Below are 19,101 nucleotides of genomic sequence, written 5' to 3'. Positions count from 1 at the left end.
TTGGTAAACTTTCTTAAAATAGATATGTCTAATTTGTCTGTTTTGGAAAATAGTATATAATTAACTAGAGAATCATATGTTATTTTTGGCTTAGTCGGGTGGTGAGTAAAATAGAACTAAGTAAACGGCAAGAAAAAATTATTGAAATCGTTAAAGAAAATGGTCCGATAACAGGTGAACATATTGCAGATAAATTAAACTTAACACGTGCAACCTTGCGTCCGGATTTAGCCATCCTGACCATGGCCGGATTTTTGGATGCAAGGCCGCGTGTCGGCTATTTTTATACCGGCAAAAGCAGTACACAATTACTGTCAGAAAGCATAAAAAAAATAAAAGTAAATGATTTCAAGTCGATTCCGGTTGTAGTTAATGAAAATGTGACCGTCTATGATGCAATCGTAACGATGTTTCTAGAAGACGTTGGCACGTTATTTGTTGTTGATAATGATAATTTGTTAGTTGGTGCCTTATCAAGAAAAGACTGTTTACGAGCAAGCATCGGCAAACAAGATTTGAACACGGTCCCTGTCCATATTATTATGACGCGCATGCCGAATATTACGATGTGTAAGGGTGATGATTTACTCATCCATGTTGCAGAAAAATTAATTGAAAAACAAATTGATGCGATACCAATTGTAAGAGAGCGGGACAATGGTTATGAAGTAGTTGGAAGAATTACAAAATCCAATATCACAAAAGCATTTGTCTCCCTGTTTAATGAGGATTAATTAAGGAGATGATACTCAAATGACGAGACCTCCGATATATGTAGTATCGGATTCAGTAGGAGAGACGGTTGAACTAGTAACGAAAGCAGCGATCAGCCAATTCAACGGGGCGGGCGTGGATTTGCAAAGAATTCCTTATGTTGAGGACTTTACCACCATTGATGAGGTAATATCGCTTGCCAAATTAAATCAAGGTATTATTGTTTTTACATTGGTGAAACCGGAAATGCGCAAATATTTATCACAACATGCGAAAAGTGAAAATATTTTTGCCTTTGATGTTTTAGGACCTTTAATTGATAAATTTGAAAAAATGTCAGGAGTCACGCCAAAATACGAACCTGGCCTTGTCAGAAAATTAGATGAAGATTACTTTAAAAAGATCGAAGCAATCGAATTTGCGGTAAAGTACGATGATGGAAAAGACCCAAACGGAATCTTAAAAGCAGATATTGTATTGATCGGCGTTTCCAGAACATCGAAAACACCACTGTCCCAATTTCTTGCCTTAAAGCGATTCAAAGTGGCTAATGTTCCAATTGTTCCCGAGGTAGAACCACCGGAAGAGCTCTTCGAAATTGACAAGAGAAAATGCATCGGTTTAAAAATTAGTCCCGACCAATTAAACTATATACGAAAAGAAAGACTTATTGCTTTAGGGTTAGATGAAAGGGCGAATTATGCGAGAATGGAAAGAATTAAGGAAGAATTAGCTTATTTTGAAAAGATTACCGATCGAATCGGCTGTTATCTGGTTGATGTAACGAATAAAGCGGTTGAAGAAACGGCGAATTTGATTGTCAATTATTATAAAAAAAATATAGGTAATAAGTAAGGAACGGGGTAGTCCCCACTCATTGATATATCCATCAGTGACAAAAGTGGGACACCTCTATTTTTTTGCTTAAGCTGTTTTCGTAAATTTTGAATAAAAACCAGTCTTTGGTCAAAATCACAAATAATGGAATGGAAAAAAATATTTATTTATACTATAATAAAAAATTGTACGGAAAATTCGCGAATAGAGGTTTAGACTTTGGGTTTTAAGAATAAACTTAGTAGTGATGAAAGTCAAGAAAATCGTTTAAAAATTTTTCGACACGAATTTTTCAAACATAAAAAGGAAATTATGTCATTCCTATGAAATTTGTCTTTTTAAGAAGGAATTTGTGGAGGAATGTAGAATTTCTAAATATAGGCTATATACTGGTTAGCTCCCGACAAGGATTTAGAGGGAATTTTACGCGAAACATGCTTAAATATAGAAAATCAAAATATGGTACTTTGAGCATAATTTTTTATAAAAAAATGGGAATTTGAATGCTCATATTAAATTTTAATGTTGTAAACGTAAAAATCGAAATAAGATTTTTGTCGATTTTTGCAGGATTAATAAAAAATGAATCGAATACTTATAATGGGTGGAGATGTTCTCATGGCAGAACGTATTCCAAATGAAATAGTGAAACAAATTAGCCAATCTGTTGATATAGTGGAAGTCATCAGTAATTTTGTTCATTTAAAAAAACAGGGCCGCAATTACTTCGGGCTTTGTCCGTTTCACAATGAAAAATCTCCTTCTTTTTCCGTATCACCTGATAAGCAAATATATCATTGTTTCGGTTGCGGTGCGGGAGGAAATGTTTTTTCTTTCTTGATGGATATAGAAGGCCTCTCTTTTCAAGAAGCAGCAATCAAATTAGCCGGGATGGCAAATATTCCTTTACATATAAATGTATCCCAAAGTAAAACGCCGGGCACCAATACCTATGATAAAATGATCGAAGCCCATGAGTTATTAAGACAATTTTATCACCATTTATTGGTAAATACTAACAAGGGTCAGGAAGCGTTGGAATATTTGACTAGACGGAACTTTACCCGCGAGATGATTGATCATTTTCAAATTGGCTATTGTTTAAATGAATGGGATACAAGCTTGAAATTTTTAAAATCACGGGGATTTTCAGAAGAACTTCTTGAAAAGGCCGGACTTATTATTAAAAGTGAGTCCAACCATCAATATTTTGACCGATTTCGGGGAAGAATTATTTTCCCCATCTTTGATATGAAAGGAAATACAGTTGCATTTTCCGGTCGTGTAATGCATAAAGGGGAGCCGAAATATTTAAACAGCCCGGAAACGCCTATTTTTCACAAGGGAAAGACATTATACAATTTCTATCAAGCCCGATCATCCATACGAAAAAAACAATCATTGGTCATTTTTGAAGGCTTTGCTGATTGTATTGCTGCATATGGAGCCGGAGTTGATAATGGAATCGGGGCGATGGGAACCGCTTTGACGGAAGAACATGTTCATATGATTAAACGAAATGCCGAACGTGTCATTTTATGTTTTGATTCTGATTCGGCAGGTCAAAGTGCAACGTTGAAAGCAGGTGAACTACTCCAGAAGGCAGGTTGTACCGTTCAAGTAGCAATGATACCGGAGGCAAAAGATCCTGATGAGTATATTCTTACACATGGTTCCGACGCATTTATTAATAAAGTAATTGGGACAAGTTTAACCTTTATGGCATTTAAAATGAAGTATTACCAAACAGGAAAAAATCTCAAGAATGAAGGAGATCGCCTTGCTTATATCGAACAAGTATTAGGAGATATAGCAACGATGGATAATGCCATAGAAAGGGATGTTTATTTACGTCAATTAGCAGATGAATTTTCTCTATCGTTAGATGCTTTGAAACAGCAAGAAAGACAGCTATACTATATGCATAAAAAAGGGTTGAAAAAACAAGAACAACAAAATCGAGTCCCCGTTTCCATCATGTCTCAAAAGCCTGCGCGAAAAGCTTTCGAAAATGCGGAACGAATATTAATTGCTCATATGTTAAAAAGTGTCACATTTACACAGCGTGTGCAAAAAGCCTTGCAAGACATCCCGTTTAATTTGGATGATCATCAAGCGATTGTCACATATTTATATGGATTTTATGAGGAAGGGAATGAGCCTGATTTAACTCAATTTTTAAATTTCCTTAATGATCAACATTTAAAGAAACTTGTTGCAGAGATTGGGATGATCTCTATAGCTGAAGAAGTAACCGATAGAGAATTTCAAGATTATATCAAGCATGTAGTTAATCAACATAAATGGTTAAAAATAAAAGAGAAAGAAAGAGAAAGCATCGAGGCAGAACGTCAACATGATGTAAAAAGAGCTGCAGAAATTGCTAATGAAATCATTCAATTAAGAAAATCGCTTTAATTGTTGGAAGGAGGGGAACATATGACTGAGAAGTCAGCACGTTCCAATGAAGATTCTGAACTCACAATCGATCAAGTGAAAGACCAATTAATTGAGTTAGGTAAAAAAAGAGGTAGTCTCTCTTACGATACAATCGCTCAAAATTTAGCTCAATTTGAGTTAGATGCAGAACATATGGATGAGTTTTACGATCAATTGTCTGAACAGGGCATTCAATTAATAGAAGATCATGAAGAAGATATCGAACAACCGGATGAAGAGGATCTGGAAAATGAAGAGGAATTTGATTTAAATGATTTGAGTGTTCCTCCCGGTGTCAAAATTAATGATCCTGTTCGAATGTACTTGAAGGAAATCGGTCGTGTTGATCTATTAACCCCTGAAGAAGAAATCGAACTAGCTGAAAGGATTGCCCAAGGAGATGAGGAGGCAAAAAGAAGGCTCGCTGAGGCAAATTTACGACTTGTTGTAAGTATTGCCAAACGTTATGTAGGCCGTGGAATGCTTTTCCTTGACTTAATCCAAGAAGGGAATATGGGCTTAATCAAGGCTGTTGAAAAATTTGATTATACAAAAGGATTTAAATTTAGCACGTATGCAACGTGGTGGATACGTCAAGCGATTACCAGAGCCATTGCAGACCAAGCGCGAACCATTCGTATTCCGGTTCATATGGTTGAAACAATAAATAAATTAATTCGTGTCCAACGGCAATTATTGCAAGATTTAGGCCGGGAACCAACACCGGAAGAAATAGCTGAAGAAATGGATTTAACGCCTGAAAAAGTAAGGGAAATCTTAAAGATTGCTCAAGAACCTGTATCTTTAGAAACTCCAATCGGTGAAGAAGACGATTCCCATTTAGGCGACTTTATTGAAGATCAGGAGGCGACATCTCCTTCTGACCATGCAGCCTACGAAATGTTAAAAGAACAATTGGAAGACGTCTTAGATACATTAACAGATCGTGAAGAAAATGTATTACGTCTCCGTTTTGGTCTTGACGATGGACGTACACGTACTTTAGAAGAAGTCGGCAAAGTCTTTGGTGTCACCCGTGAACGGATTCGCCAAATTGAGGCGAAAGCTTTACGGAAATTGCGACATCCAAGCCGTAGTAAACGATTAAAAGATTTCCTGGAATAAAATTACCTTTGATTGGTTTGTCTAAGAAAGGCAAACCAATTTTGTTGTACGTAAATGGAGACCGGATAATAAGGTAAAATGTCCTTAAAAAATTGTTGCAAGAAAATACAGGCAAGATAGTTGTGCTTAAGTGTCCTTAATGTTTTTGTACGTTAATATAGGCCAGATAATAAGGTAAAACGTTCTTAAATTTTTATAAGTAAATATAAGACCAGATAATAAGTTAAGCGTTCTTAAAAGTTTTTTGGCACATAAGCGTCATACACCGAAAAAGCCATGATCTACAGATGAGCGACACAGCATGAATCGCCACAAATCTCGCCAAACGAATGAATTTTCATTTCGTATTCGCTTTCACACTATTTGACATCTATTTTATAAAAAATGAAATGAATTTGCAAATGGCTATTGTAAATTTTTTTGTCCATGATGATTTAAAGGTGATAGAGTTTCCTTTCATTTTGTCAAGTAGTGAAAACAGTTAAATTTTGTCCAAATTGTGAAAACTACAGCTCTTTCGTATTAACCACTTCCCCTTTACAGCTTTTTCAAGTAAAATAAGAATAGTTTGCAAATGTTATCATGAGTATTTGGGCAAAGGGGAGAAAAGGATGAAACGCAATGCAATATTTCCTTATCTATTAATCATGGTTTTAGGTATCGGGCTTATGGTAGCACTTTCAATTATTGGGGTGAATGACAGTAAAGAAGCAGAGGGAAAAGATTCTGAAAAGGGGAATGTCGCCCAAGCCGCAACACCGGAAGAAATTTATCAAAAATCATGTTTCACTTGCCATGGCCAAAATTACGAAGGTGCAATGGGTCCTGAGCTGAAGGGTGTTGACGAGCGTTTATCAAAAGATGAAATTAAAGAAGTTTTGCAAAATGGTCGGGGGGCAATGCCGAAAGGGTTAGTTCCAGCCGAAAGTCTCGATGCCATGGCCGATTGGCTTATGTCACTTGAATAGTATAAGAAAAGGGCTTCCAAATAAAGTCACTTAACTGATGAACAGTGGAACATTCACTTGATTCATTTAGGAAAGTGACAGTGGGGAGTCCTTTTCTTTGATTGAAAAACTTTTTGTTTTCCTGTAATTTAATAGATAGTGGAAAGAATGGAAAGTTTGGTGAGTTTTGTTTTATGATAAAATTAGCTGAAAGACTTAAGGAAATAACCACTTACATACCAAAGGACAGCATTCTGGCTGATATTGGTTCTGATCATGCTTACTTGCCAATCTATTGTGTGAAAAACAAAATTGTGAAAAAGGCGATTGCCGGAGAAGTAGCGGATGGTCCATTGTTAGCGGCAAAATCAAGTGTAAAAGCATATCAATTTGAACAATTCATTGATGTCCGGAAAGGTGATGGTCTGGCGGTTTTAAAGGAAACAGATTCGGTAGATTGCATAACCATTGCCGGAATGGGCGGAGCATTGATTTCTTCCATTTTGGATAACGGGAAGGAAAAACTACATCAAGTTAGCCGGCTAATTTTGCAACCGAATTTGGCAGCCGATCAGATTCGATTGTGGTTGCTCAATCATAACTGGAAATTAGTTAAGGAAAAAATTTTAGAAGAAGATGGTCATATTTATGAAATTTTAGTTGCTGAGCAAGGAGACAGTGAAGCTCCTTATTGCAATGATGAGGATAAAGAAAAGCAAGTTTTTTTTGGTCCGTTTCTTATAAAAGAGAAAAATCACGTTTTTTATAAAAAATGGAAACGGGAGTATAATGAATGGTTGCGAGTCTTGGAAGAACTTGATAAAGCAAAAGAAACTGTAGCAATTATCAGGAAGAAATCAGAGTTGAAAAAATATATCCAGTGGTATAAGGAGGTTTTTCCGGATGAAAATACCGAACGGGCATGAAGTCATCCAGTTATTTGAACAATTTGCTCCAAAAGAACTCGCTATGGAAGGAGATAAAATAGGCTTATTGGTAGGCTCGCTTAATCAGCCGGTAAAAAATGTTTTAGTTGCGCTCGATGTTGTGGAAGATGTTGTTGATGAAGCGATTGATAAAGACGCCCAGCTGATCATCAGTCATCACCCGTTAATTTATCATCCTTTAAAAACAATCCGGACAGAAGAGTCGTATGGAAGAATTATTTCAAAATTATTGAAACACGATATTGCCGTCTATGCTGCCCATACCAATTTAGATGTCACCTTTGGCGGGGTTAATGACCTGTTGGCAGACAAACTGGGTTTGCTGGAAACGGAAGTACTTGTACCTACATATGAAATGCCTTTAAAAAAATTAGTTGTCTATGCCCCTCAAGAGGCGGCAGACAACATTCGGGAAGCACTTGGCAATGCCGGGGCAGGATTTATCGGAAACTACAGTCACTGTACATTTTCAAGTCAAGGTACCGGTCGCTTTTTACCGGGAGAAAACACCAATCCGTATATTGGTTCAATTGGAGAATTAGAAGCTGTTGCTGAAGAGAGAATCGAAACTATTTTTCCGCAAAACCTTGAAAGAAAAGTACTAAAGGCTATGCTTCAAGTTCATCCATACGAAGAACCGGCTTACGATATCTATCCGCTTGATATGAAAGGGCAGGTGTACGGCTTAGGAAGAATCGGTTATTTGTCAAAAGAAGTAACTTTAGAAGAATTCGCTGCTTTTGTAAAAGAGGCACTGGATGTAACGGGCGTCAGGGTGGTCGGAAATCTGTCCGACACAATTAAAAGGGTTGCTATACTTGGTGGAGATGGCGGCAAATATTATAAAACGGCCATCCGTAAAGGGGCGGATGTGTTTATTACCGGTGATATGTATTATCATACTGCGATCGACGCAAAATTGGACGGTTTACATATTATTGATCCCGGTCATAATGTGGAAAAGGTTATGAAACGAGGGGTTGCAAAAAAAATGATGGAACTTTGCCGGGAGAAAAAATTCCAAGTAAACTTCATTCCATCGCTTGTCCATACGGATCCATTTCTATTTTTGTAACCTGGCAAACATTAAAAAGGAACCACTTGTTGTTTTTAAATAGACGAATTATCGGTCCTGCCCTTTAGAAAATATAATCAGGATCAAGAAGACAGGAATAAACTATACGGATACATGAGCGGAATGAAAGCTTTAGAAAGTATAATCGGTAAAACATCAAAAAAGGACTTCACTGTGATAGGAAGTCCTTCATTACTATTTTACAGCTTTTACTTTTGGCAAAATTTTCGATAGCGGAACTTTTCTTTCCCGAATCCAAGTAGTTTCATCTTCCGGATCAAATTGTTCCAAAAAGTGAATAACTTCTTTTGTAATCGGTGTTGGAGTAGACGCACCGGAAGTAACAGCAACCCTTTTTGCGTTCCTGATCCAATCAATTTCAATTTCCGTAACATCCGCTACCCGATAAGATTTCGTACCGGCAATCTCTTCCGAAACTTGGGCTAACCGGTTTGAATTATTGCTCTTCGGGTCACCGACAACAATTAATACGTCAGCATCACCCGCTTGTTTAGCGACAGCTTCTTGTCTAACTTGGGTAGCTTGGCAGATTTCATTATGTATTTCCGCCTGTGGAAACTTTTTAAGACAATATTCCATTAAATCCTTAACATCCCAACTGCTCATCGTCGTTTGATTTGTAATGATAATTTTATCATTTTTTATATCCAGTTGATCGATATCACCGGTGTTTGAAACTAAATGGACCAGACCCGGTGCGACCCCGATCGCCCCCTCCGGCTCAGGATGACCCTTCTTACCGATATAAATGACCTCATACCCCTGTTTCGTTTTTTCTTCAATGATAACATGGGTTTTTGTAACATCCGGGCAAGTCGCATCGATGGTGACCAGTCCTTTTTCTTTGGCAAGTTGGCGAATTTCAGGTGACACCCCATGAGCAGTGAAAATCACGGTCCCTTGATCAACTTTTTCCAATATTTCTTTTCGATTTTTCCCGTCTAATGTGATAATCCCTTCTTCTTTAAATGCTTCAGTCACATTTTCGTTATGGACAAGCATACCAAGAATATAAATCGGTCTTGGTAAATTTTTATCTAAAGCGGCATTGCGAGCGATAACCATGGCATCAACAACACCGTAACAATAACCGCGGGGGGATACTTTAATGACTTCCATATTTTATCGTTCCTCCTCGTAAACTAAAAAACTATAGGTATATTATAACGAACTGGTGTTGATAACTCAAAGTATTGTTCTTTTTTATACGTTAAGAAAGTATAAATTTCCAGCAAAGAAGTGAATTCGACGTAGTGGGAAATTTTAAGAATTAAGTATAAGTGCAACTACGGCTTTGCCATCGCCTAAAGGCTCGGCAGTCGCCGAGTTTTCTTTAAAAATATGGAGAAAAGCAGTGATGTGAATGTGATTATCAGTTATCAACACATGAATTGTTCATCCACCATCATCTGCCTGAAAAATTAAATATATAGCTTAGGTACAGAACTTTTGAATTGTAAAGGTTGTTTCTTTTTGTTACGCTTAGCCTTTTTTGCCGCTTGTTCCGATTCGACGATCTTTTTTTCACTATCGATCTTTTCATTTTCTCCTAATGATTGTTTCGATGCTTCTTTCAATAATATCTTTTTTTCTTCTTCAATACCGTCATCGTTATTTTCGTTTTCTTCAGGCTCCAAATCGTCCTTATTCCTTTCAACTATCTCATCTTCCAAGTCAGTTTCCGTGTTCTCCTCATTATCATTATCTTGGTCACTGCTGTTTTGCAGGCTGCGATATAATTTCCAAAGAGCAGGTAAATTTTTGACTAATGGTCCGTATTGTTGAACCATTGAACCGATTTGTTGCCCTGTACGTAACACCTGTTGCGTCTGTCCTAAAAAATTAGATATCGATTCCGGGTTTAGGAAGCTTCGTATCCCGGTCTGCTCTTGATAACCTACTCCTCTGCCAAACAGAAATGGATTAACAGGTTGCTGTGGTATTGACTCGATCCCACTTTTTCCCTTGAAAAGTCGTGAAAGGAAACCGACTCGTTTCGGTTGCTCAAATCTAGCTTGTTGCATCTGAAAGGGTCGCGGCCTACCAATATTTCTTGGCATACCCCCGTACATCCCTCTTGGCCTCGGAGAAGGAGTGAAAAAGCGATAAGGATTTGGTGGCGGTACTTGCTGAAATCGCGGTGGCATAGATGAATCCTCCTCATACACTCAATTTACTCTCCTATTACAATATGCAAAGGCAAAGTGCTTCGTTAGTGTAGAAAAAAATTCATAAGTAGAGTTATTTACCTTTTTTTTGTATAATACTAAGATGGATAATAATTAAGTATGTCAGATTAAGGAGTTTTTATATGGAAAAAACGAATTTTACAAGGTTTTCATTAAAACCGTTTTTATATGAAGGACTGGAAAACATGGGTTTTTACGATCCAACCGATATTCAAGAACGGGTGATTCCTAAAGCGTTAAAAGGTCTGTCCTTGGTTGGCCAATCCCAAACCGGAACCGGGAAAACACATGCATTTCTCTTGCCGATACTGACAAAACTGAATCCGTCAATTCAATCGGTCCAAGCCGTGATTACTGCACCAACCCGGGAATTGGCTCACCAAATATATCACGAGGTCTTGAAATTAACAAAATATTGCCCGAAAGACGAAGAAATTACAGCAAAATTATTTGTTGGCGGGACAGATAAAGCCCGGGTAATTGAAAAATTGAAAGTACAACCGCATATCGTTATCGGTACACCGGGGCGAATTTATGACTTGGTGAAAGAACAGGCATTATTCGTTCATACCGCAACTATGATGGTTGTCGATGAAGCTGATTTAATGTTGGATCTCGGCTTTTTAGAAGATGTGGACCGGATTGCAGGAGCGATGCCTGAACAGTTACAAATGTTTGTCTTTTCGGCAACGATTCCGGAAAACTTAAAACCTTTTCTGAAAAAATATATGGAAAATCCTGAGTTTGTTCATGTTGAACCGAAACAGAGAACTGCGAAAAATATTGAACATATTTTGCTTCCTTTGCGACACCGTGACAAATTCCATTTCCTAAAAAATTTGATGGAGATCATTCATCCGTATTTAGCGATTATTTTTGTAAATACGAAAGCCAGAGCTGATGAACTTGCTAATCTATTGGCCGAAAACGGTGTGAAAGTCGGTTTAATTCATGGAAATCTCACCCCAAGGGAACGGAAAAAGATGATGTCGCAAATCCGTAATTTGGAGTATCAGTATATTGTTGCGACAGATTTGGCATCACGGGGGATTGATATTGAAGGGGTCAGCCACGTTTTTCATTACGAGTTACCTAAGGACTTGAATTTTTATATTCATCGTTCGGGACGGACCGGTCGGGGAGCGTACTCGGGTGTTTCATATATCCTTTTTGATGAGCAGGATAACGAAAAAATTAGTAAATTGGAAAACATGGGTATTACCTTTACTTATATGGATATAGTGGCGGGAGAGTTGAAAGAAAATGACGACCGGAATCAGCGAAAAAATCGGAAAAGAAAACCGCAGGAAGTAGATATCCAAGTAAAACGGGCGATAAAAAAACCGAAAAAAGTAAAACCGGGTTACAAGAAGAAACAGAAAGAGTTACTCGAAAAAGAGAAAAAAAGACAATTAAAGAAACTCGGGCGACCGCGTCATTAGTCAACTTGTGACGGCAGTTTAATGAAAACTTTTTTATTTTCGAATCGCTACCTTAGTACGCGGATTATCAATCTTAAATTTCTTAACTTATAAAAAAATATAATTATCCTGGGAATAAGAAAGGAAGAGGAGAAATGTTAAAAATCGGTTCTCATGTATCGATGAGCGGGAATGATATGTTGTTGGCTGCCAGTCGGGAAGCGGTATCCTATGGTTCCACAACCTTCATGATCTATACCGGCGCCCCGCAAAATACAAGACGAAAAAAAATTGAAGAATTGAATATTGAACAAGGTCGAGCGCATATGGAGGAAAACGGCATTGATGAGATTGTCGTTCATGCCCCGTATATTATTAATATCGGAAATACCACAAAACCACAAACATTTCGGTTAGGCGTGGATTTTCTTCAATCAGAAATAGAGCGGACAGAAGCGATTGGTGCAAAACAAATCGTTCTTCATCCGGGAGCCCATGTTGGAGCCGGAGAGGATGCAGGCATTGCCAAAATTATTGAAGGATTAAATGAAGTCCTTACCCATGATTCACCTGTTCAAATTGCTTTAGAAACGATGGCAGGGAAAGGTTCAGAAGTTGGCAAAACGTTTGATGAATTGGCAAAAATTATTGACGGAGTAACCAATAATGATCGGTTATCCGTTTGTTTCGATACTTGCCATACAAGTGATGCCGGCTATAATGTAAAAGAGGATTTCGATGGTGTATTGAATGAATTCGATAAAATTATCGGTATTGATCGGATAAAAGTTCTACATATTAATGACAGTAAGAATCCGATGGGAGCAAGAAAAGACCGACATGAAAATATTGGATTTGGCTATATTGGATTTAAAGCACTAAATTATATCGTTCATCATCCACAATTAGAAGATATTCCGAAAATATTAGAAACACCTTATGTCGGAACAGATAAAAACAATAAAAAACCACCTTACAAATATGAAATTGAAATGTTCCGGAATCAAACATTCAGTGAAAATTTGCTTGAGCGGATTATTAATGAAGCTTAAAAAAACGGGTGTTCTAAGGGTTAACTAAGTGTAAACCCTTGGAACACCTGTTTTATAAAAACAAGTACCTGTCGATTCGCTTTCGGTACAGATAATTTACTGCTCGCTCATTCATGTGGGATAAAAGATCATTACTTAGTCAGCATAATGAAAAGTTGATTTACCTTTTTGGCTGTTTGTGGCCCGCAAACTTTTGCGATTTCTTTAATGACTTTTGTACGGTCATTATCATTGAAAATATCGATGTTTTTGCCCCGTAAATATTTGGCGATTAGTTCAGCTTGATCTAAACTTACATCAATATTAAATTGTTTTCCGTATTTCACTAATTCTTTCCCGGTAATCCCATTAATTTTCATATTAATAATATTCTCGAGAAACTTCATTCCATCTCCTCCCAACATAATGTATGAAGCTTAATCGAAAAAGTTCCATAGATTTTTTCAATAACAACACAAATGAAGAAAAACTTTACATTTTCCGGTCGTTTATGTATACTTAATAAGTCTAAATCGTAATCATTCTTAATAAGAATAAAGTTTATTTATAGAAGGTGGTTGAAGGTGACTGAAGCACCAATTATTGAAATAAAAAACGTAACTTATCATTATGATCATTTCACTGTATTAGAAAACATAAATCTGCAAGTTGAGCGGGGCGACTTTTTAGCGATCGTCGGTCCAAACGGTTCGGGTAAATCGACACTGCTAAAACTAATTTTGGGCCTGTTAAAAAAACAACAAGGAGATATTTATCTTTACGGAAAACCGTTGGAGTCTTTTGATCAGTGGGAAAAAATCGGCTTTGTGTCGCAAAAGGCCAATTCATTTAACAGTGGCTTTCCGGCAACTGTTTATGAAGTGGTAAGAAGTGGATTAACGAAAAAAACCGGACTGTTTCATTTCTTCCCGAAAAATACAAGGGAACATGTAATGGAAGCGTTGAAGGCTGTTGAGATGGAGTCGTTTATTGACCGAAATATCGGAGAATTATCCGGCGGGCAACAACAACGGGTGTTTATTGCCAGAGCGATTGTTTCAAATCCTGAGTTACTTATTCTCGATGAGCCCACAGTCGGTGTGGATGCAAAACGAGTTGCACAATTTTATCAATTATTACAGAGGCTAAATCATACAAGGAATATGACGCTAATTATCGTATCTCATGATGTTGGAATCATCTCAGACAAAGTAAGCCATGTTGCTTGCTTAAATAAAACACTTTATTTTCATGGTCGTTCACATGAGTTCGCAGCATTGGATAAGGAAGCACTAAGTTTTTTTTACGGTCATGATGTAGATGTACTAAAACATGAGCATATTTGATTTTTTGGGGGAAAATTTATGATCGATAATTTATTTCAATATGAATTTTTACAAAATGCCTTTCTTACCGGCATCATAATCGGGGTTATTGCTCCATTTCTCGGGGTTTTTATTGTCGTTAGGAAGATGGCATTGATTACCGATGCGTTGAGTCATGTTTCATTATCGGGAATTGCAGCGAGCCTTTTGTTGGGAAAATATTTCGCTCCGTTCGCATTATTAAATCCATTGTATGGCGGTATGGCTTTTTCAGTTATCGGTGCCTTACTTATTGAAAAACTGCGCACGGTTTATAAACATTACGAAGAATTGGCGATACCCATCATGATGTCATTTGGTATTGGATTAGGTGTCATTTTTATTTCATTGGCAGATGGTTTTAATACGGATTTATTCGGGTATTTATTTGGAAGTGTAAGTGCCGTTTCAAGGGCTGACTTATATGTTATTATTTTAATAGCTGTTTTGGTTTTCATTACGATTTTTTTACTTTACAAAGAGTTGTTTTTGCTATCCTTTGATGAGGAATATGCAAAAGCAATAGGTATACCTGGCAATGGTATTCATTTACTATTTGTAATCACAGTGGCTTTGGTTATTGCTGTTTCGATGCGGATTGTCGGTGTTTTACTTGTATCTTCATTGATGACATTGCCGGTTGCCGCAAGTATCCGTGTTGCCAAAAGTTTTAAACAAGCCATTATTCTTTCCGTTATTTTCGGTGAAATATCGGTGATTGGTGGGTTGGTAAGCGGTTTTTATCTTGAAATTGCTCCCGGTGGTACAATCGTGATCATTGCTGCTACTTTGCTTTTGGGAACCGTTCTTTACAAGAAATTTCGCTACCAAAAATCTTAAACAGGAAGTGGAAGAAATGAACGTAACTGAGGCTATTCAAATTTTAAAGGATAAAGGATATAAATATACAGGAAAACGGGTGGATATGCTGGAATTTTTAGCGAACCATGATAAATATATGACCGCCAAAGATGTGTTGGAAGGGATGAAGGTACATTATCCAAATTTGAGTTTTGATACTATTTACCGAAACTTATCATTATTTTCTGAACTGGGTATTCTTGAAACAACTGATTTATCGGGTGAGAAACATTTCCGGTTTTCTTGTGCCAAGATTGGGCATCACCACCATTTTATTTGTATAAGTTGTGGTAAAACAAAAGAAATTGAAGGTTGCCCGATGGACGAAGTGAAAGAAGAATTGAAAGATTATGTAATCTCCGGGCATAAATTTGAAGTATACGGTTATTGTAATGAGTGTACCCATTAATCGGGAAAGCTAGTCTTGGACATGTTTTTTATGACATTTCAGGATTAGCTTTTTTTTTGCGTTAGTAAGTTTCAAAAAACGGGTGAAAAAGTCCTTTTTTTTAAAATAAAACACGTAAAAAAACGATAGATTCGTTCTTAAGCTTAGCTCTATACTTGAAATCGATTTTGTAAAAAATTTTTGCACAGAGAAGTAATCGTCAAAAGGACAAAATCATGAGTGGAAAAATAAGGGGAGAAAGTAAATTATTCGTTTGGGTAAAAACCGTTGTGACATCAAATAATAAAAATGCTCCCAAGAAAGCGAGGTTAGCGATATGGGTCAAAATCGTGTAGGGAACAGAGAAAAAAACGGGCATGATGTGAACAACGGTTATCGGGATTATTTAACCGGATATGATTATCAAGAGGAAAACGCAGCAGAGATAGCAGAACCGATTCGAGTACAGGAACGCAATCATGAAACAGAAAGTACAGAAAATGGTAAAGGTTTGGGCTATATTGCCTTGGCTCTTGCCATCTTGTCCCTTTTCGTTTCACCTGTTCTTTTCGGTGGAGCGGCTATTATTTTGGGATTTCTGGCACGAGGCCGAGGAGCTGAGGGACTGGGTAATTGGTCAATTGGAATTGGAGCAATTTCAGCGGTTATCGGTTTATTTATAGCCCCGTTTTTTTGATGATATCGGGAGTATGAAAATAGATGAATCAATGCAAGTGGAGAAACATTTTTTGTTCTCTCCACTTGTTTTTTGGGAGTGCTCATTTGAAGCGTTATCTTATCTTGATAAAAGAAAAACCCAAGAATGTATGATCTCAACACTCTTAGGTTTCAGTAGCAATCATTATTTTACTAATTGTTTTTCCTTTTGATAATACTCTTCGGCCAGTTTATCAATTTCTTTTTTCAATTCTTCCACCATGGTTTCTTCCGGTACTTTTCGAACGATTTGTCCTTTCCTGAATAAGAGACCTTCTCCACGAGCTCCGGCAATACCGATATCAGCTTCTCTTGCCTCTCCGGGACCGTTAACTGCACAACCGAGAACAGATACTTTAATCGGGGCTTTAATTTTTTGAATGTATTCTTCTACCTCATTGGCAATGCTGATCAAATCGATTTCAATTCGACCGCATGTCGGGCAGGAAACGAGCGTTGCCGCATTGGAAATGAGTCCGAATGCTTTTAATAACTCTCTTGCCACTTTAACTTCTTCAACCGGATCTGCACTTAACGATATCCGTAACGTATTGCCAATTCCTCTGCTTAAAATCGCACCTAACCCGGCAGCACTTTTGACAGTTCCGGCAAATAATGTTCCGGATTCAGTAATACCTAAATGAAGCGGGTAATCAAATGCTCTTGCTGCTTTTTCATATGCTTCGATGGCCAAGTTAACATCAGATGCTTTCATGGATACAATAATATCGTGAAAATCCAAGTCTTCTAAAATTTTTATGTGATGAAGTGCACTTTCCACCATTCCGTCAGCCGTCGGATAACCGTATTTTTCGAGAATTGGTTTTTCAAGAGATCCGGCATTAACACCAATACGGATTGGAATTCCTCGTTCTTTTGCCGCTTTTACAACTGCTTCGACTTTTTCTTTTTTTCCGATATTCCCCGGATTAATCCGAACTTTATCAACACCGCCTTCAATTGCTTTTAGGGCAAGCTTGTAGTTGAAATGAATATCGGCTACAAGTGGAATATGGATTCGTTTTTTTATTTCCGAAATCGCATTAGCAGCCCGTTCATCGGGAACAGCGACACGAACAATTTGACAGCCGGCTTCTTCTAATCTATGGATCTGTGCAACTGTTGCTTCAACATCATGCGTTTTCGTTGTTGTCATACTTTGAATATATACAAGATTATTCCCGCCAATCGTTAAATTCCCGACTTTGACAGGACGTGTTTTTGTACGATGTGTAATTTCACCCACGATACTCTCTCCCTTATCATGAATTCCAAAATGCTGGACGAAATTGCTCCTCTTCATTTTAACAATAATTGATTTTAAGTGGCAAGGAAAATCGTTCTCTCCCTACCGTTCACTTACTAATAAAAGGGATAAAATTACTCATTCTGCCTGCAAAAAATTATCCTCATACTGTTCATCCCACTCATACGGAGTCAAGGAATCCCACCAAGTTTTAACTTAATGAAAAAGAAGATGGGAGAGGGGCTTGCTGCATGCAAATAGCAATGGATTAATATTTTTTTTGATTATATACAGGTATTTTATATGTTTCTCCAAATTGCATATCATCTGGTTTAATCCCTTCATTTAAGGCTGAAAAATCTTTAATCATCTCTTCAATCGAAATATCATCAGGGTAACCGCCCTGGCTCTCGATCAATGACAGCAAGGTGTCACCCGGTTTTACCTCCAATTCGACATATTGAAGAGACAAAGCAGTTTCTTGCACAGATTCTTTTTTTTCAGCTCCAGGTAATGTGCCGGCTGTGATATCAAAATATATAGCATAGACAACAATGATGATGGCGACAATACCGAATACTCTTTTCATGTTCCCACCTTCTACCAATTCTTTACCGGATTTTAGTATATTTGTATGCTTATATTTCTTCATTATTCCTATATTTTTGCAAAACTAGTAAAAAATTAATAGAAAGGGGGTGCGTGACATAGATTATATTTTGCCGAACATGGTGACATACGGAAATTGGGTATAAAAAACTCCATCCTTTTTCGGCCAAGAAAAAAGATGGAGGTTTCACTTTAATCAATATCCGTTTTTGGAATTTCCTTCATTGTGAGGTGAAGCATGATAATCATAACCGTCCAATTAATCAAAGAAGCAAACGGGACAATGGCATGGAAGAAATGCATAATCATGAAAAAGACCGTCGGCAACGTGATCGCATAAGTACTTAATTTCCATAAATGCCCGTAGTTGATATTGAGTTTTAAGGCATTTTTGAGAATTAATCCGATTAAGGCAAGGATTGTAATCGAAATTATTTGACCGGCAACTTGAATGAGATAAAAAAGAATGAATGAAAAAGCATAAATGACGGATTTAACTGAACCAACAAAATCGAGAAATTGTTGCATTTCCGTTCTACCCATTTCCTCCAAACCAAGTTGCTGATAGGATATCGTTTGTGTTTGATTATTTAAATTTATGACAACATCATATTCTAAAAAGGCTAAAGTATCATCATAGTTTGATTCCACATCATCGACCGTTGTTTGACCTGTGCTGTCGATAATAAAAGTGGAATTACCGGATTCTTCGATAATAACAGGTTCATTTATGTCGGTATGCAATTTTCCGTCTTGAATTGAGAAATCCGGTACCTCTTCATTTATTATCCTAACAGCATCATCATAAATATTATTAAAGTTTTGAACAAAATTGATAAATAAAGGTAGAACAGACAAAACGGAAAGAAAAAATATATAAAGAAAGGTTTTGCCCATCCCTTGATTGCGAAAAGTCGAGATATCTTTTGGGGAATATATACTCTTAATAAATTGCTTAAATATATTCATCTGTTTTCTCTTCCTCCTGTTCACTGTATTCATTATTACTATATTATCCCATAAATGGGTCGAGATGAATAATTTTGTTCATAACAACCCTTTGTGTAATCTCTTTGTAATCAAAATGAAATATTAGCGCAATAAAAAAATGCAGTAAATTTTTTGCACTTTTATTCAGATGCCTTTTCATGATTAGTATAGGGAATCTTG

The 19,101-nt window shown here is 37.1% G+C and carries 19 protein-coding genes; 13 read left to right on the top strand and 6 right to left on the bottom strand.

Features of this window, described 5'->3' with window-relative positions; translation table 11 throughout:
* Window positions 1-98: 98 nt before the first annotated feature.
* The 7 genes from BT1A1_RS10935 (at window position 99) to BT1A1_RS10905 (ending at window position 8,084) form a co-directional block, all read left to right on the top strand.
* Entirely contained in the window at window positions 99-734 is a 636-nt protein-coding gene (locus BT1A1_RS10935; protein WP_034771115.1) for a transcriptional regulator CcpN, read from the top strand.
* Between the two features lie 19 nt (window positions 735-753).
* On the top strand, window positions 754-1,569 hold the full coding sequence (locus BT1A1_RS10930; RefSeq protein WP_034771113.1) for a pyruvate, water dikinase regulatory protein: 816 nt from the start codon (window positions 754-756) through the stop codon (window positions 1,567-1,569).
* A gap of 600 nt (window positions 1,570-2,169) precedes the next feature.
* Window positions 2,170-3,969, top strand: a complete 1,800-nt coding sequence (dnaG, locus tag BT1A1_RS10925; protein WP_034771111.1) for a DNA primase — start codon at window positions 2,170-2,172, stop codon at window positions 3,967-3,969.
* 21 nt (window positions 3,970-3,990) lie between these two features.
* Entirely contained in the window at window positions 3,991-5,115 is a 1,125-nt protein-coding gene (rpoD, locus tag BT1A1_RS10920) for an RNA polymerase sigma factor RpoD (RefSeq protein WP_034771108.1), read from the top strand.
* 611 nt (window positions 5,116-5,726) lie between these two features.
* Entirely contained in the window at window positions 5,727-6,083 is a 357-nt protein-coding gene (gene cccA, locus BT1A1_RS10915; RefSeq protein ID WP_034771099.1) for a cytochrome c550, read from the top strand.
* Window positions 6,084-6,256: 173 nt separating this feature from the next.
* A complete protein-coding gene (locus BT1A1_RS10910) occupies window positions 6,257-6,988 on the top strand; it encodes a tRNA (adenine(22)-N(1))-methyltransferase (RefSeq protein ID WP_034771096.1) in 732 nt (243 codons plus the stop codon).
* Window positions 6,966-8,084, top strand: a complete 1,119-nt coding sequence (locus BT1A1_RS10905) for a Nif3-like dinuclear metal center hexameric protein (RefSeq protein ID WP_034771094.1) — start codon at window positions 6,966-6,968, stop codon at window positions 8,082-8,084. The genes BT1A1_RS10910 and BT1A1_RS10905 overlap by 23 nt, the downstream gene beginning before the upstream one ends.
* A gap of 195 nt (window positions 8,085-8,279) precedes the next feature.
* Here the strand turns inward: BT1A1_RS10905 and BT1A1_RS10900 are convergent, their stop codons facing one another.
* The gene (locus BT1A1_RS10900; protein ID WP_034771091.1) at window positions 8,280-9,224 is read right to left on the bottom strand and encodes a 4-hydroxy-3-methylbut-2-enyl diphosphate reductase; all 945 of its coding nucleotides are present in this window, start codon (window positions 9,222-9,224) and stop codon (window positions 8,280-8,282) included.
* 302 nt (window positions 9,225-9,526) lie between these two features.
* Complete coding sequence (vrrA, locus tag BT1A1_RS10895) at window positions 9,527-10,252, bottom strand: VrrA/YqfQ family protein (protein WP_051989103.1); 726 nt, start codon at window positions 10,250-10,252, stop codon at window positions 9,527-9,529.
* Between the two features lie 164 nt (window positions 10,253-10,416).
* Here vrrA and BT1A1_RS10890 point away from each other — a divergent pair, with 164 nt between their 5' ends.
* Together BT1A1_RS10890 and BT1A1_RS10885 are read left to right on the top strand one after the other, a co-directional pair.
* The gene (locus BT1A1_RS10890; RefSeq protein ID WP_034771089.1) at window positions 10,417-11,736 is read left to right on the top strand and encodes a DEAD/DEAH box helicase; all 1,320 of its coding nucleotides are present in this window, start codon (window positions 10,417-10,419) and stop codon (window positions 11,734-11,736) included.
* Between the two features lie 134 nt (window positions 11,737-11,870).
* Window positions 11,871-12,767 (top strand): deoxyribonuclease IV, encoded by an 897-nt coding sequence (locus tag BT1A1_RS10885; protein WP_034771086.1) that lies wholly within the window; start codon window positions 11,871-11,873, stop codon window positions 12,765-12,767.
* A 131-nt stretch (window positions 12,768-12,898) separates the two neighbouring features.
* On the opposite strand, the gene BT1A1_RS10880 is transcribed toward BT1A1_RS10885, so the two are convergent.
* Complete coding sequence (locus BT1A1_RS10880) at window positions 12,899-13,153, bottom strand: DUF2624 domain-containing protein (RefSeq protein ID WP_034771084.1); 255 nt, start codon at window positions 13,151-13,153, stop codon at window positions 12,899-12,901.
* Window positions 13,154-13,324: 171 nt separating this feature from the next.
* Here BT1A1_RS10880 and BT1A1_RS10875 point away from each other — a divergent pair, with 171 nt between their 5' ends.
* The 4 genes from BT1A1_RS10875 to BT1A1_RS10860 all read left to right on the top strand — a co-directional run bounded on the left by BT1A1_RS10875 (window position 13,325) and on the right by BT1A1_RS10860 (window position 16,056).
* Window positions 13,325-14,092 (top strand): metal ABC transporter ATP-binding protein, encoded by a 768-nt coding sequence (locus BT1A1_RS10875; RefSeq protein WP_095141297.1) that lies wholly within the window; start codon window positions 13,325-13,327, stop codon window positions 14,090-14,092.
* 18 nt (window positions 14,093-14,110) lie between these two features.
* Window positions 14,111-14,950, top strand: coding sequence for a metal ABC transporter permease (locus tag BT1A1_RS10870; RefSeq protein WP_034771081.1), 840 nt, complete (start codon window positions 14,111-14,113; stop codon window positions 14,948-14,950).
* A gap of 16 nt (window positions 14,951-14,966) precedes the next feature.
* Window positions 14,967-15,380: a Fur family transcriptional regulator gene (locus BT1A1_RS10865; protein ID WP_034771079.1), complete on the top strand. Its 414-nt coding sequence runs from the start codon at window positions 14,967-14,969 to the stop codon at window positions 15,378-15,380.
* Window positions 15,381-15,696: 316 nt separating this feature from the next.
* The gene (locus tag BT1A1_RS10860; protein WP_034771077.1) at window positions 15,697-16,056 is read left to right on the top strand and encodes a hypothetical protein; all 360 of its coding nucleotides are present in this window, start codon (window positions 15,697-15,699) and stop codon (window positions 16,054-16,056) included.
* A 165-nt stretch (window positions 16,057-16,221) separates the two neighbouring features.
* Here BT1A1_RS10860 and ispG read toward each other — a convergent pair whose 3' ends face one another.
* The 3 genes from ispG to BT1A1_RS10845 form a co-directional block, all read right to left on the bottom strand.
* The gene (gene ispG / locus BT1A1_RS10855; RefSeq protein WP_176458883.1) at window positions 16,222-17,313 is read right to left on the bottom strand and encodes a flavodoxin-dependent (E)-4-hydroxy-3-methylbut-2-enyl-diphosphate synthase; all 1,092 of its coding nucleotides are present in this window, start codon (window positions 17,311-17,313) and stop codon (window positions 16,222-16,224) included.
* Between the two features lie 277 nt (window positions 17,314-17,590).
* On the bottom strand, window positions 17,591-17,911 hold the full coding sequence (locus BT1A1_RS10850) for a hypothetical protein (RefSeq protein WP_034771072.1): 321 nt from the start codon (window positions 17,909-17,911) through the stop codon (window positions 17,591-17,593).
* A gap of 212 nt (window positions 17,912-18,123) precedes the next feature.
* Complete coding sequence (locus tag BT1A1_RS10845) at window positions 18,124-18,900, bottom strand: DUF1189 domain-containing protein (RefSeq protein WP_034771070.1); 777 nt, start codon at window positions 18,898-18,900, stop codon at window positions 18,124-18,126.
* Between the last annotated feature and the right edge of the window lie 201 nt (window positions 18,901-19,101).

It is taken from the genome of Caldibacillus thermoamylovorans, assembly GCF_000751775.1.
GTDB lineage: Bacteria > Bacillota > Bacilli > Bacillales > Caldibacillaceae > Caldifermentibacillus > Caldifermentibacillus hisashii.
Note: the sequence above shows the minus strand (reverse complement) of the source record. Positions and strands in the feature narration are given on the sequence as shown.

Excerpts from the sequence above, each read along its gene's own strand:
- BT1A1_RS10910 (WP_034771096.1), top strand. The coding sequence starts at position 6,257 with ATGATAAAATTAGCTGAAAGACTTAAGGAAATAACCACTTACATACCA.
- BT1A1_RS10865 (WP_034771079.1), top strand. The coding sequence starts at position 14,967 with ATGAACGTAACTGAGGCTATTCAAATTTTAAAGGATAAAGGATATAAA.
- BT1A1_RS10845 (WP_034771070.1), bottom strand. The coding sequence starts at position 18,900 with ATGAATATATTTAAGCAATTTATTAAGAGTATATATTCCCCAAAAGAT.
- BT1A1_RS10890 (WP_034771089.1), top strand. The coding sequence starts at position 10,417 with ATGGAAAAAACGAATTTTACAAGGTTTTCATTAAAACCGTTTTTATAT.
- BT1A1_RS10860 (WP_034771077.1), top strand. The coding sequence starts at position 15,697 with ATGGGTCAAAATCGTGTAGGGAACAGAGAAAAAAACGGGCATGATGTG.
- BT1A1_RS10905 (WP_034771094.1), top strand. The coding sequence starts at position 6,966 with ATGAAAATACCGAACGGGCATGAAGTCATCCAGTTATTTGAACAATTT.
- rpoD (WP_034771108.1), top strand. The coding sequence starts at position 3,991 with ATGACTGAGAAGTCAGCACGTTCCAATGAAGATTCTGAACTCACAATC.
- dnaG (WP_034771111.1), top strand. The coding sequence starts at position 2,170 with ATGGCAGAACGTATTCCAAATGAAATAGTGAAACAAATTAGCCAATCT.
- vrrA (WP_051989103.1), bottom strand. The coding sequence starts at position 10,252 with ATGCCACCGCGATTTCAGCAAGTACCGCCACCAAATCCTTATCGCTTT.
- BT1A1_RS10870 (WP_034771081.1), top strand. The coding sequence starts at position 14,111 with ATGATCGATAATTTATTTCAATATGAATTTTTACAAAATGCCTTTCTT.
- BT1A1_RS10885 (WP_034771086.1), top strand. The coding sequence starts at position 11,871 with ATGTTAAAAATCGGTTCTCATGTATCGATGAGCGGGAATGATATGTTG.
- cccA (WP_034771099.1), top strand. The coding sequence starts at position 5,727 with ATGAAACGCAATGCAATATTTCCTTATCTATTAATCATGGTTTTAGGT.
- BT1A1_RS10930 (WP_034771113.1), top strand. The coding sequence starts at position 754 with ATGACGAGACCTCCGATATATGTAGTATCGGATTCAGTAGGAGAGACG.
- BT1A1_RS10850 (WP_034771072.1), bottom strand. The coding sequence starts at position 17,911 with ATGAAAAGAGTATTCGGTATTGTCGCCATCATCATTGTTGTCTATGCT.
- BT1A1_RS10900 (WP_034771091.1), bottom strand. The coding sequence starts at position 9,224 with ATGGAAGTCATTAAAGTATCCCCCCGCGGTTATTGTTACGGTGTTGTT.
- BT1A1_RS10880 (WP_034771084.1), bottom strand. The coding sequence starts at position 13,153 with ATGAAGTTTCTCGAGAATATTATTAATATGAAAATTAATGGGATTACC.